This is a genomic window from Mesorhizobium sp. WSM3866, from assembly GCF_002294795.1.
Classification (GTDB): Bacteria; Pseudomonadota; Alphaproteobacteria; order Rhizobiales; family Rhizobiaceae; genus Mesorhizobium.
The window spans coordinates 58106-71609 of record NZ_NSGC01000013.1 but is presented as its reverse complement, the minus strand read 5'-3'; the positions used below and the strand labels follow the sequence as shown (position 1 = coordinate 71609).

The 13504-nt window shown below is 63.8% G+C and carries 12 protein-coding genes; 2 read left to right on the top strand and 10 right to left on the bottom strand.

Annotation, left to right across the window (positions count from 1 at the left end):
- Position 1: 1 nt before the first annotated feature.
- From CK222_RS25305 to CK222_RS25290, 4 genes are all read right to left on the bottom strand, one after another.
- Positions 2–778, bottom strand: coding sequence for an ATP-binding cassette domain-containing protein (locus tag CK222_RS25305; protein WP_095802303.1), 777 nt, complete (start codon positions 776–778; stop codon positions 2–4).
- Positions 775–1767 (bottom strand): ABC transporter permease, encoded by a 993-nt coding sequence (locus CK222_RS25300; protein ID WP_066992192.1) that lies wholly within the window; start codon positions 1765–1767, stop codon positions 775–777. The genes CK222_RS25305 and CK222_RS25300 overlap by 4 nt, the downstream gene beginning before the upstream one ends.
- Before the next feature lie 112 nt (positions 1768–1879).
- Positions 1880–2869 (bottom strand): substrate-binding domain-containing protein, encoded by a 990-nt coding sequence (locus CK222_RS25295; protein WP_245433255.1) that lies wholly within the window; start codon positions 2867–2869, stop codon positions 1880–1882.
- Positions 2870–2946: 77 nt separating this feature from the next.
- Positions 2947–4020: a LacI family DNA-binding transcriptional regulator gene (locus tag CK222_RS25290; protein ID WP_095802302.1), complete on the bottom strand. Its 1074-nt coding sequence runs from the start codon at positions 4018–4020 to the stop codon at positions 2947–2949.
- A gap of 138 nt (positions 4021–4158) precedes the next feature.
- Here CK222_RS25290 and CK222_RS25285 point away from each other — a divergent pair, with 138 nt between their 5' ends.
- The gene (locus tag CK222_RS25285; protein WP_095802301.1) at positions 4159–5190 is read left to right on the top strand and encodes a hydroxyacid dehydrogenase; all 1032 of its coding nucleotides are present in this window, start codon (positions 4159–4161) and stop codon (positions 5188–5190) included.
- 227 nt (positions 5191–5417) lie between these two features.
- Positions 5418–5723 (top strand): hypothetical protein, encoded by a 306-nt coding sequence (locus CK222_RS25280; protein WP_095779425.1) that lies wholly within the window; start codon positions 5418–5420, stop codon positions 5721–5723.
- Positions 5724–5816: 93 nt separating this feature from the next.
- Here CK222_RS25280 and otsB read toward each other — a convergent pair whose 3' ends face one another.
- The 6 genes from otsB to CK222_RS25250 form a co-directional block, all read right to left on the bottom strand.
- Positions 5817–6599, bottom strand: coding sequence for a trehalose-phosphatase (gene otsB / locus CK222_RS25275; protein WP_095802300.1), 783 nt, complete (start codon positions 6597–6599; stop codon positions 5817–5819).
- The gene (locus CK222_RS25270) at positions 6596–8389 is read right to left on the bottom strand and encodes a trehalose-6-phosphate synthase (RefSeq protein ID WP_067328827.1); all 1794 of its coding nucleotides are present in this window, start codon (positions 8387–8389) and stop codon (positions 6596–6598) included. Before CK222_RS25270 ends, otsB begins: the two co-directional genes overlap by 4 nt.
- A gap of 188 nt (positions 8390–8577) precedes the next feature.
- Positions 8578–10740 (bottom strand): amylo-alpha-1,6-glucosidase, encoded by a 2163-nt coding sequence (locus tag CK222_RS25265; protein ID WP_095802299.1) that lies wholly within the window; start codon positions 10738–10740, stop codon positions 8578–8580.
- A gap of 41 nt (positions 10741–10781) precedes the next feature.
- Positions 10782–11840: a glycosyltransferase family 4 protein gene (locus CK222_RS25260; protein WP_095802298.1), complete on the bottom strand. Its 1059-nt coding sequence runs from the start codon at positions 11838–11840 to the stop codon at positions 10782–10784.
- A gap of 93 nt (positions 11841–11933) precedes the next feature.
- Entirely contained in the window at positions 11934–12704 is a 771-nt protein-coding gene (locus CK222_RS25255; protein WP_095802297.1) for an L-iditol 2-dehydrogenase, read from the bottom strand.
- Positions 12705–12744: 40 nt separating this feature from the next.
- A complete protein-coding gene (locus tag CK222_RS25250; protein ID WP_095802296.1) occupies positions 12745–13503 on the bottom strand; it encodes a glucose 1-dehydrogenase in 759 nt (252 codons plus the stop codon).
- Between the last annotated feature and the right edge of the window lies 1 nt (position 13504).

Genomic DNA, 13504 nt, shown 5'->3' with positions numbered 1-13504 from the left:
ATCAGCCTCGTTGCTCGTGCGCCGCCGCGGCGGCCGTGTCGCCGCCGCCGACGATGCGGCTGACGACTTCGTTCATGTTGGTTTTGGCGGTGACGAGATCGGCATCCGCCCTGCCGTGGCGCAGCACGACGATGCGATCGGTGACCGACAGCACGTCGTTCAGCCGGTGCGAAATCAAAATGACGGCGATGCCTTCAGACTTCAGCCGCCGGATGAGATCGAGCACGCTCTGCACCTCGCGCACGGCGAGCGCCGCCGTCGGCTCGTCCATGATGACGAGCTTCGGGCTGAAGGTGAGCGCCCGCGCAATCGCCACCGTCTGCTGCTGGCCGCCGGAGAAGGAGCCGACGGAACGACTGATCGACGGCAAGTGCGCCCCGAGCCGCTCGATCATCCGCGCCGCCTGCCGATCCATCTCGGTCTTGTCGACAAAGCCGGGGAAGAGGCCGAGCAGCCTTTTCGTCGGCTCGCGGCCAAGGAAGATGTTGGAGGCCACGTCCTGCTGCTTGGCCAAGGACAGATCCTGGTAGATCATCTCGATGCCGAGCCGGCGCCGCTGGCCGGGGTCGAGGGCGAGGATGTCCTTGCCGTCGAACTCGATCGAGCCGGTGTCGGCGCGGTAGATGCCGGTGATGGTCTTCATCAGCGTCGACTTGCCGGCGCCGTTGTCGCCGACCAGCCCGACCACCTCGCCGGCTGCGACCGACAGGTCGACGCCATGCAGCACGTCGACCGCCCCGAAGCTTTTGCGGATCTTGTGGAGCGAAAGCAGGGTCATACGCGCGACTCCTTCCGCACCTGATATTGGTCGATGAAGACCGCTAGGATCAGCACCGCGCCGATCGCCATTTGCTGGTAGTAGGACTGCACGGCAAGCAATGTCAGCCCGTTCTGCAGCACGCCCATGATCAGCGCGCCGATCATGGTGCCGAGGATCGAGGCGCGGCCGCCGAACAGATTGGTGCCGCCGATGATCGCCGCGGTGATCGCGGTGAGTTCGTAGTTGATGCCGGCGGTCGGGTCGCCCGCATTGACGCGGGCGGTGAACAAGAGACCCGCAAGCCCGGCGAGCGCGCCGGAGAGCGTGTAGATGATGCGGCGATGCTGCTCGACGCGGATGCCGGCGGCGCGCGCCGCGCCCTCGCTGTCGCCAAGCGCCAAAGTGTGTCGGCCGAAGCGCGTATAGGCAAGCACCGTATGCGCGACGATCGCCGTCAGCACGAAGATGATGACCGGCATCGGAATGCCGAGCGGCCTCCCTTGCCCGATATAGACGATCTCCGGCGGCAGGCCGTAGATCGCCCTGCCCTGCGAGATGACGAGCGCCAGCCCGCGCGCAAGGCCCAGCATGCCGAGCGTGACGATGAAGGCGGGCACGAAGGCGCGGGTGACCAGTTGGCCGTTGATGTAGCCGGCGATACTTCCGGCCAGAATGCAGGCGATCACCGCGAACACCGACGGCCAGCCGAGATTAACGGCGACGAAGGCTCCCGCCACGCCGGCGAGCCCCATGACCGATCCCAGCGACAGATCGAGCCCACCGGAACCGATGACGAAGGTCGCGGCGATCGCCAGCACGCCGATCGTCGATGTCGCGAGCAGGATGTTGAGAAAATTGCTGAGCGACAGGAAGAAAGGCGACAAAAGCGCCATCGCCGCGCTCAGCAGCACAAGCACCAGCAGCGACTCCAGCCTGATGTGGAGCCTCTCGACGGATGCGCGCTGCACCCGAGCCCAAAACCCGGGCTGCGCCGTTTCGGAAGCCATGGTTTTCACCCTTCTGGGTAGGGGACTAGGGGAATAGGGAAGTGAGTCTAGGAAGTGCAAACCTTCCTCTTCCTACTCCCCTACGGACCTACTCCCCTAGTCCCTTCTCTTGCTACTTCACGTATTGCAGCATCGGCTCCTTGCCGGCGTCGAGCACGTCCTTGGTCAGCACCAGGGTGGGCACCGCGATGCTTTCCTCGACCTTCTCGCCGGCCAGCGCCTTCTTGACGTTCTCGACCGCCTGCTTGCCGACGAGATAAGGAAGCTGGGCGACGGAAGCGTTGAGACGGCCTTCCTTGATCGACTTCACGGCGTCGACATTGCCGTCCACGCCGATGATCGTCACCTGCTCGCCTTTGCCGGCGGCGTAGACCGATTCCACGGCGCCCAACGCCATGCCGTCGTTGGCGCAGAAGATGGCAACCAGATCGGGATGCGCCGTCAGTGTGTCGGTGGCGATCGAGGCGGCCTTGCCGCGATCCCAATCGCCCGGCAGCGAGGCGACCACCTCGAACCCCGGCGCCAGTTCCTTGAGCTTGTCGGCAAAGCCCTTGGCGCGCTTCTCGCCGGTGATGTTGCCTGAGAGACCCTCGATCACCAGCACCGGACCCTTGGCGTCCTTGCCAAGCTTGGAGACGAGATATTCGGCCCCTTGCGCACCCGCGGCGACGTTGTCGGAACCGATATGGAAGGTGACCTTGACGCCTTCCTTGTCGAGAACCGCCTGGTCAAGATTGTTGTCGAGATCGACGATCTTGATGCCGGCATCCTGCGCCGATTTCAGGCAGGGCAAGAGGTTGGTCGAGTTGATGGCGGCGGTGATCATCGCCACCGGCTTGCGCTCGAGCATCGTGTTGCAGAGGTTGAGCTGCGGCTCGGCCGCCTGGTCGCTTTCGGCCGCCTGCTGGAAGTATTTCACGCCGGCCTCCTTGGCGCCGTCGGCGACGCCCTGCGCCATCGCGCCCCAGAACGGATTGGCCAAGGTCTTCATCAGCACGCCATATTCGCCGTCCTCGGCCTTAGCAGCGCCGACCGCGGCAAACGTAAGCGCTACGCCCAACGCGAGAGTAAATCGATTTATCTTTGTGGAAAGCGATGTCATTCCATCCTCCGTTTGTTGTTTTGCGCCGGATGCCTCGGCCAGGGCCGGCACTCTTCTTCCGTTTTCGACAATGGGGGTTATTGTCGGTCTCCTCCCCCGGAATGCGGGACGCTGCCTGGCGAGCCAACGGATTCCCGCATGAACACCTTGCAAGGTTCGAGCCGCGCCCTCGGCGGACCGCGCTCGCCTCCGATCCTGCGAAACAAAACCTCCATTGCGTTGGCGGCGATCTCGCGCACCGGCTGCACCACCGCGGCGATCGCCGGCCACGTCACCTGCATCCATTCGGCGTCGTCGAAGCCGACCAGCGAGATGTCGTTTGGGCAATGCCAGCCGCGCCGCCGAAACTCCGAAAGCGCCACCAGCGTGCCCTTCAGGAAGAGCGAATAGACCGCCGTAGGCCTGTCGCCGCCGTCTTCCCGCTGGCTGAAATAATCGCGAAGCAGCGTCCGCAAGGGCCCGACATCGCTTTCGCAGAGTACGACGTCGACCCTGATGTCGGGCGCAAGCTCAAGTGCCGTCTTGCGAAACCCTTCGAGCCGGGCGCGCACGGTCGCCGCCTGCTGGCCGAGACCGACCACAAGAACATGGCGATGGCCCTGGCTGACCAGCGCGCGCGCCACCTCGGCGCTTGCCGCCGCGCTGTCGGCCGAAACCGTGTCGAAGGCGTCATCGGCAAGCACGCGGTCGATCAGCACCCCTGTCATGCCGTTCGCTTTCATGAAACCAGCCGCCGGTCCGTGCTCGTTTCGCACCGGCGCCAGTACGACGCCGGCAACGCGCCAGTCATGCATGCGGGCGAGGATCTCCTTCTCACGTTGCTCCGATTCCCGGCTGGAGGCGGCGACCAGCGTATAGCCGCGTTGCTCGGCGAGGCCTTCGAGCTCGCTCACCATCTGGCCGAAGAACTCGCTTTCGAACTCCGGCATGATGGCGCCGATGATGCGACGCTTGGCCCTGCGCATATCCGAGGCGAGCGGATCGACGCGGTAGCCCAGAAGCTCGACGGCATCGAGGACGCGCTGCGCGTTTTCCGGTTTTACCGTGGTGACGCCGGAAAGAACCTTGGAAACAGTGGCCGCCGACACGCCCGCCTGGCTTGCCACATCGTGGATCGACGCGCGCCGCTGCTGGGCCTGCTGTTGCGCCATTAATCTTCTCCCGGAGGCGAGTGGTCGCCCTCTCATTAACATAATCGATAAATCGATTTTTCGCTGTTGTAAATCGTTTCATCGAGAGTAAAAACGCTGATATGATTGATGCGATCCAATCGCGCCGGGAGGAAAATCATGTCCAACAAAGCCTCGCCGCTGGTGATCAGCGCACCCGAACCGCGCACGCTCGACCTGATCTTCACGCCGCCGCAATTGGCGCTTTTCCGCAAAAAATATCGCATCGTCGAGACAACGCCGGAAGGTGTCTCGGAGTTGCCGACAGATGTGCTGGCCGAAGCCCGCTACATCGTCGGCCAGCCGCCGATCACCCCTCAGACGCTGGAGAGGTTGAAAGCGCTGCGCTGCATCTTCAACGTCGAGACCAATCTCATCAACAACATGCCCTATGAGACGCTGTTTGCCCGCGGCATTCACGTCGTCACCACCGGCCTGGTGTTCGCGGAGCCGGTGGCGGAACTCGGCCTTGCCATGGCGCTAAACCTGGCGCGCGGCATCGTCGATGCCGACCTCGCCTTCCGGCAAGGCGAGGAACTATGGGGCGGCGACGGCAACCAGACGGCGCGACTCCTCTCAGGTTCGGATGTCGGCATCATCGGCTTCGGCGATCTTGGCCGCGCTCTCAATCGGCTGCTGACCGGCTTCCGCACGCGCACCAGGGTCTTCGATCCCTGGCTACCGCCTTCCGTGCTGGTGGAACATGGCGTCGAGCCGGCCTCGCTCGACAAGGTGCTGTCGGAAAGCGATTTCGTTTTCGTCGTCGCCTCGGTGACCAGCGAGAACCAGGGTTTTCTCGGCGCCGACGCTTTCGCCAAGATGCGCCAGGGCGCCGCCTTCATCCTGCTCAGCCGCGCCGGCGTCGTCGATTTCCCGGCGCTGATGGGAGCGGTCAAAAGCGGCCATATCGTTGCGGCCAGCGACGTGTTTCCCGAGGAGCCGCTGGCCAAGAACCACCCGGTGCGCTCGCTTTCCGGCTTTCTGCGCTCGGCACACCGCGCCGGCGCGCTCGACGTTGCCTTCAAGCGCATGGGCGACATGGTGCTGGAGGACATGGACCTCCTCGATCGCGGTCTGCCGCCGATGCGCTCCAAGCGCGCCGAGCGAGAGACCGTTTCGCGGATGCGCTCCAAGCCGGTCGACAGGAACTGATCGCGCCTCGTCGCCTGGAACATTAGCGTTCCTGCTACTGATTGCCGCCCTGAGTGTAATGCAACCAAACTTAACGGCCGGACCACGGAGAGTTTCGGCCCTCTCAGGACCATTTTTCTTCAGAATTTTTTTCTGCATTTCACGGGAATAGAGGAACTTTGATCCGGACCTTCCGTTGATGACACGATCGTTTCTCGAACGATCCAGAGAAACAGGAGGTTTATGTCATGAACATCAAGATGATCTGCCTTGGCGCAATGACCCTTTCGATGGTCGCCGGCTCGGCTCTCGCCGCTGGCGAAACCGGCACGTCGGCGCTGGATGACCCAGCCAAGATGCAGCCCTTCTACACCGACTCCAGCATGAAAACGATGGTCAGCAAGGACGCCTTCGTGAAGGCGTGGAAGGCAATGTCGCCGGAGGACCAGACCGCGATGATGACGGCTTGTGAGGACGAGGCCAAGAACGCCAATGCAGCCAACAGCCATCCGGAGTTCTGCAGCAGCGTCAAGGAGAACGGCGGCAGCAAGTAACCAATCAGTGCAGCTACCGACAAAACGGCCCCGTTGTGGGGCCGTTTTTGCGATCCCAGACGAAGGACCGTGACGCACTTTTCCCGAGATTGATCAGGCAACCAGATCGCTGCGGTCCGCCGGTTCGAAGCCGTCATTGAAATTCGCCGCGAGCCAGGCGATCGCGCTGGCGACATCGGCGATGGCGAAACGCGCCGCGGTCTCGCCCTGCGGTCTCACGCGGATCGAGATCCCGCCCGCGGCATTGACGGTCTCAAAACCGTTTTCGTCGGACGTGTCGTCGCCGAGGAATACCGGACGCCGTCCGGTGAAAGGTTCAAGCTGCATGAAGCGCCGGATTGCGGCGCCCTTGGCCGCCTCCAGCGGCATCAGTTCGACACCGGCATTGCCGGCAATTACGCGGTAGCCTTTCGGCAGCCGGGCAAGTGCTGTCTCGACCAGTTCCGTCGCGCGGGCCAGCAATTGCGGCGCCGCCCGCGTGTGGATGGCGAGCACCGGCCCCTTGCGCTCGACATAGACGGCCTTGCTTGCCAGCTCCAGCTCGATTTCGTCGGCAAGTGCAGCCATATCCGCCGGCTCGTCGGCGGCCTCGATTTGCCCGTCCGGTGTCAGCCTGTGCTCCAGCCCGTAGAGGCCGGCGATTCGCAGCTTCAAAGGCTCGAACAGCCGGTCGACGGCCGCGATAGAGCGGCCGGTGATGAAAGCCAGCGCTCCATCCAGCCGGCGCTCGACCGCTTGCAGCAGCGAACGCAACTCCGCGCTGACCGCGACGCTATCTGGATGGGCGGCGTGCTCGAGCAAGGTGCCATCGATATCGAGGAAGAGCGCCCACCGGCCTTCGGGAAGCGGTGGTGTCAAATCTGCTTGGATGTTCATCGGAATCCGACTGCCTGTTTGCGTTCGAAGATAGAGACGACATTGTCGCCGTTGGTGTTTGCCGAGCGGTCGGACAAGGCCGTGACGCGGTCGAGCTCGCCGCGCTTCCTCAATCGCGCCGCGTCGAGCAGCATGCTGCCGGCCCAGCGATAGACATTGTTGTCGCGTACGATCTCGCGCATGCGGCGCATGCGCTCGCGCTGCTCGTCGGGCCCCATGACCAGCGCCTGCCGCATGGCTTCGCTCATCATCGCCGCGTCGTAAGGATTGACGATCAGCGCCTCGAGCAGTTCGCGCGAGGCGCCGGCAAACGTGCTGAGCAGGAGCACGCCCTCTTCGTCGTCGCGCGCGGCAACGAACTCCTTGGCCACGAGGTTCATGCCGTCATGCAGGCTGGTGACGAGGCAGATGTCGGCCGCGCGGTAGATCTTGTAGACGTCCTTCTGCGAGTGATGCTCGGCCACGAGCACGACCGGACGATAGCTGCCGTTGCCGTAGCGCTCGTTGAGTCCCTCGGCGAGCCGCTGGCATTCCTCATGCAGGTGCTTGTAGGCCGGCAATGTGCCCCGGCTCGGTGCGGCGACCTGCAGGAACACCGCCTTGCCGATCATTTCAGGGTAGCGGATGAACAGTTCCTCCAGCGCATGGAAGCGGTCGAGAATGCCCTTGGTGTAGTCGAGGCGCTCGACACCGACGCACAGCTTGGCGTCGGCTGGAATTCCGAACCGCTCGCGGATTTGCGCGCGGCATTCCTCGACCGGCGGCAGGCTCTTCAGGAGTTGCACAGGCCATTCGATAGAGATCGGGTAGGCGTGGACCAAAGTCGTCTGGCCGCCATAGGACACCGCGGCATCCGCCCGTTCGATCCGGCTCTCCATGAAACGGTCGACGCTCTCGGTGAAGTTGTTGGCATGGAACTGGGTGTGGAAGCCGATGATCGAGCTGCCCAGCAGCCCATCCAGAATGCGCTCGCGCCACGGACAGATGCTGAACACTTCCGAATTCGGCCACGGGATGTGCCAGAAGGTGATGACAATCGCCTCGGGCAGGCGCTCGCGGATCATGCGCGGCAGCAGCGCGAAATGATAATCCTGGACCAGCACGATCGGCCTCTCGTTGCGCGCCTCGGCAACCACCGTTTCGGCGAATTTCCGGTTGACGGCCTCGTAGGCCGCCCAGTCCGACTCGCGGAAGATCGGTCGGGTAAAGGCTATGTGGCAGAGCGGCCAAAGCCCTTCATTGGCGAAGCCGAGATAATAGCCCTGATATTCCTCATCGGTCAGCCAGACCCGGCGCAGGGCATAAGATGGATTTTCGGGCGGCACCTGTACCCGGTCGTGGCGGTCGACGACCTGACGATCCGCGCTTCCGCCGCCATAGGCGATCCAGGTGCCGGCGCAGGCGCGCGTGATCGGCTCCAGTGCCGAGACCAGTCCGCTCGCCGGCACGACGAGCTCGACATCGCCGTTCTCGTCCTCATTGTGGATGTAGGGCTCGCGGTTGGAGACGACGATGACCTGTGCGTCCGGCAGATCCTCGGCAAGGATCTTGCGCAGCGTCTCCGGTGACCAGGTGACGAGGGCGGCGTCGACCGACTGCCCGTTCTTCTCGAATTCGCGCAACACCTTGCGTGCGGCTTCCGATGCGACGTCCTCGCCCGCACCGGGCGTGTTCACAGCCGTTGCATGCTGGTGACGGTGCCTGGTTATTGAGACGAAGATCGCGAGAGCGCTGAGTCCGAGACTAGCTAGGATAAGGACCCACAAGAGGTCGACGCCATACTGTGCCATTGATGCCAGGTTGCCTCCGGCTGTCCGCTATTTTGTTTTCGTTCTTGCCGGCTGCGGAGAGGTGTGCCGGTTCCGGTTTGCAAACGCATAGGGCGCTCGTCGGTTCCGACATTTTTCGACTGCCGGATGCATTTGCGGAACTCCGCTCTCGTAACGGTTTTCCGTCCGGAATTGCGCAATCGACCCGTCTAAGTCCGCACAATCAGCGGCACCAGGCCCTCATGCCGATCGGCGAGGAAGGCAACGACGCGGTCCCCGACACGCTGGAAGGTGAGGTCGATAGTCTTATTGCCGACGGACAGATGCCGGAGCGTGAGCGTGTCGATACCGATAGGCATCCGTGGGCGGGTGACGCGCAACTCGCCTTTCCAACCGTCGATTTCCAGACCGAGGCAGGCCTGCATCAGCATGAAGGTGGAACCTGCCGACCAGGCCTGCGGCAGACAGGCGACAGGATAGGCGATCGGCGCCTCGCCTGGCGCCCGGGTGAAGCCGCAGAACAATTCCGGCAGCCGCATGTTGAAGTGCACGGCCGACTCGAACGTGCCGCTCATCAGCCGCACGACACTTTCGCGCTCGCCATAGCGCGAGAGGCCGACACCGCAGAGCGCCGTGTCGTGCGGCCAGATCGAGCCGTTATGGTAGGACATTGGGTTGAAGAAGATCGCGTCGTCCGCAAGCGTCCTCAGTCCCCAGCCGGAATGGAAGGAAGCCGACAGCAATTGATCGGCGACAATCTTGGCACGCTCCGGCTGCGGCAGCCCGGCATAGAGCAGATGCCCCGCATTTGACGTTCGCACCTTGCAGGGCTGGCCTTCGCCGTCGATCGCGATGGCGTAGAAGTTTAGATCCTCGATCCAGAAGTCACGCTCGACGGCGATCCGCATTTCCTCGGCGCGGTTCTCCCAATGTTCGGCATCGGCAAACTCGCCGCGGCGGCGTGCGAGCGCGGCAAGGCCGCGATAAGCGGCAAAGACATAGCCTTGCACCTCGACCAGCGCGATCGGTCCTTTGGGCATGCGGCCATCGGCATGGAAGACCGAGTCGACGCTGTCTTTCCAGCCCTGGTTGGCGAGGCCGGACTCCGCCGCGCGTTGGTAGGTGACGAAACCCGTTGCCCGGCTTGCCTCTTCCGTCCACTCGGCGGCCGCCTTGAGCGATGGCCAGAGCGTGTCGATGAAGGCCATGTCGCCGGTGCGGTCGGCATAGGCGCAGGCGAGATGAATGTAGAGCGGGGTCGTGTCGACGCCGCCATAATAGCGGCCGAAGGGAAGTTCGCGCAGTGCCGCCATTTCGCCCTTGCGCGTCTCATGCATGATTTTGCCTGGCTGGGAATCGATGAAGGGCGACGTCTCCGTCGCCTGATGTTCGGCAAGGAACGCCAGCACGCCGCGCGCGAGACCCGGATTGAGCCACAGCATCTGCAAGCCGGAGATCACGCCGTCGCGGCCGAAGGCCGTGGAGAACCACGGGATGCCGGCATAAGGATAAGGCCCGGTAGGAAGCTCGGTGGTAAGCAACGCGACATCCGCGCGGGCGCGTTCGACCCAATCGTTGAAGACGCGACCGGAGCTGTGGACCGTGGCGCCATGCCGACGCTTGGCGCGCATGGCAAAACGCGCGCGTGCGGCAGCGGCCCGGAACCGGTCGCGATTCGGCGTTTCGGCAACTTCCGGGCCCACCTCGACATAAAGCACCTTGCTGCTGCGCTTGGTCACCGCGATCAGGAAGTCGGCTCGATTGTCGCTCAGATGGTCGGGAGCCTGCGAGAAGGAGATTGCCGACAGGCGCGGCAGGCCGTCGAGACCGTCATAGCCGAGCATAACGGATGCCTTGTCGGTCTTCGCCAGATGGACCGTTCCGCGTTTCGGCCGTGTCGAGCCGCGCACCTCGAACATGTCGCGGAAGTCGGCGGCGAAATGCAAGGAGATGGCGATGGTCGAATGCTCGCGGCTGTAGTTGGAAAGCGTGATGCGATCGAACAACCTGTCCTGCCAGATCAGCCTGACGCGCTCGATATGGATCGCGCCTTGCGGAATGTCGCGGCCGGCGGCGCTCTGAATCGGCAAGTTGGTCAGGTTGCTGGTGAAGAGAACATTGTCCTGGCTGAGCGAAGCGCCGAGCAGCGACATCGGCCTGCCGCCGATCGTCAGGCGGAACTCGGAAAGAACGCGGGTGTCGTCGCGAAAGAAACCGTCGCCGGCGCCCCTGATGTCACCATAGGCGTCGGTGACCGCGAAACAATCGCCCTGTTTGAGCGCGAACAGCCGGTGAGGCTCCCGCGGCGCTGTTTCGTCGAGCGAGGCAAGGGCTACGGCGGGATCGAGCTTGCGCTCGTCGAGCTGCGTCATTCGTCACCTCTTCGCTTGCCCCGCCCAAAAGAGAATGCCGATCAGGAGGCTCTCGCCTCCTGGATGCCGATCAGGCGCATATAGGCGGCAAGATAGTCGCGCGCCATCCTGGTGGCTGAAAACCGCTTTTCGAAGACCGTCCTCACCTGCCGTCGGTCGAGTTCGAGCAGGGCCGGCGTCGCAGCGACCGCATCATCGACAGAGTCCACGACAAAGCCGGTCACGTCCTGGTCGATGAGCTCCGGCAGGGCGCCGCAGTTCCAGGCGATTACCGGCGTGCCGCAAGCCATCGCCTCGATCGGCGCCAGGCCGAACGGCTCCGGCCAGTCGATGGGAAACAGCAGCCCCGCGGCATTGCCCAGAAACTCGGCCTTCTCGTGTTCCGCGATCTCGCCGATATAGTCGACCCGGTCGCCGTCGACGAGCGCCTCGATCTCGTCGTGAAAATAGGCGCGATCGTCATCGCCGATCTTGGCCGCCAGCTTAAGCTTCAAACCGGAACGCCGCGCGATCTCGATCGCTCGATCCGGGCGCTTGTCGCGAGACAGCCGGCCCAGGAAAGCCAGATAGGGTTCCTCGGCCGAGGGATCGTAGGTGGGCTGATACGCATCGACCGGAATCCCGTGATGGATCGTTGCCAGCCAGTTGGCGTCGGGCAATCCGCGCTTCTGGCTGTGCGAGATGGAGATCATCGGAAAGCGCGGGAAGCGCTTGTAGGACGGCGCCAGGTCGACATAGTCGAGCCGGCCATGCGGCGTCGTCACCGTTCGCCCCGCCATGTGTTCGAAGAACGGAAAATGCACGAGATGGCTGAGATGGAAGTGGATGACGTCGAACTCGTCCGCCCGCTCGCGCACCTGGCAAAGCATCGCCATATGCGCCGCAATCTCGGACTTTTTCGGCCGCGGATCGAGACGGATCGCCTGGTCGCGGCCGGGCACCAGCCGCGCCGAGGTCTCACTGTCGCCGCTGGCGAACAGGGTCACTTCGTGCCCGACTTCCACCAGCGCTTCGGTGAGATAGGACACGATCCGCTCGGTGCCGCCATATAGTTTCGGCGGCACGGATTCATAGAGCGGCGCGACATGAGCGATGCGCATGGTTCCCTCAAACGGTTGATGGGAACCAAAATGCGTCAGCCGCCAGATCGTTCCTGCCCGATTGTCGCAGGCGAGGCCTCGAGCTTCGGCCAATCAACTCATCCAGTTGCCGCCGTCCACATTGAGCGTCTGCGCCACGACGTAGTCGGCCTCGCTCGATGCCAGGAAGACGGCCGCACCCCGGTAATCGTCGGGATCACCCATGCGCCCCGCCGGCACCGCCAGCCCGACCTGCCGCTTCTTCTCGCCGATCGGCAGGTTCTCGTAGCGCGCGAACAGCGCGTCGACCTGGTCCCACATCGGCGTGTCGACCACACCCGGCGCGATGCCGTTGACGTTGATGCCGTGCTTGATCAGCGCAAGGCCGGCCGACTGCGTGATGCTGATTACGGCGGCCTTGGTGGCGCAGTAGACGGCGACCAGCGCCTCGCCGCGCCGACCCGCCTGCGAGGCCATGTTGATGATCTTCCCCTTGCGCCCCTGGGCGACCATACGCTTGGCCGCCGCCTGCAGCGTGAACAACAGCCCTTTCACATTGACCGAGAATTGCAGGTCGAAGCTTTTCTCCGAAATCTCGAGAAGCGGCCCCATGTCGAAGACGGCGGCATTGTTGACCAGGATGTCGATCCCGCCATGCGTCCTCGTCACCGAAGCGACCATCGCCTCGATCGAGGCGAGGTCGCGCACGTCGAGTTGCAGAGCGGTAGCTTTGCCTTCGAGCTCGCGCGCAAGCGCTTCCGCCTTGTCTAGTGCCATATCGGCGATGACGACATGGGCGCCTTCGGCGGCGAAACCGCGCACGATGGCTGCGCCGATGCCTTGCGCGCCGCCAGTGACGACGGCGACCTTGTCCTTGAGTTTCATCGCAATTCTCCTGTCTCAGCGCCCTAAGCTCAGCGCCATCTCAGCGTGTGGTATAGCCGCCGTCGATGACCAGCACCTCGCCGGTCACATAGCTTGAGGCGGGAGAGCACAGGAAAAGTGCGGCCGCCGCAACTTCTTCCGGCTGGCCGACGCGGCCCATCGGCGTCATGCCGCGCCAGATCGGGAACCATTCCGGATTCTCGATGCCGCCGCGCGAAAGGTCCGTTTCGATATAGCCGGGCGCGACGGCGTTGACGCGGATGTTATCGGCCGCCACCTCGCTGGCGAGGCTCTTGGTCATCATGTGCACCGCCGCCTTGGAACTGTTATAGGCAACCTGGTTCTGGGGAATGTTGGAGACGATGCCGGAAATCGAGCCGACATTGAGGATCGCGCCGCCTCCCTGGCGCCGCATCGGCGCCAGCGCTGCCCTGCAGCAGCGGAAGACGGCATCGACATTGATCGCCATCGTCTGCCGCCAGATGTCCTCCGGATAGTCGCCGCTGTCGCCATGGATGGCGATGCCGGCGCTATTGACCAGGATGTCGAGGCGGCCGGCCTTGGCGAGCGTGTCGGCGACCAGCCTGTCCGGCGCTTTCTCGTCCAGCATCTCGGCGGCGTGAAAGTCGAAGGCGAGGCCCGCGAGTTCCTGCCGCGCATCATCCTTCATCGTCCGGCCCGCAACGACGACGCGTGCGCCGGCTTCGCCGAGCGCCTTCGCGATGGCGAGGCCGATGCCGCGCGTGCCGCCGGTCACCAGCGCGACCCTGTCGTCCAGTCGGAAGCGGTCGAGGATCATG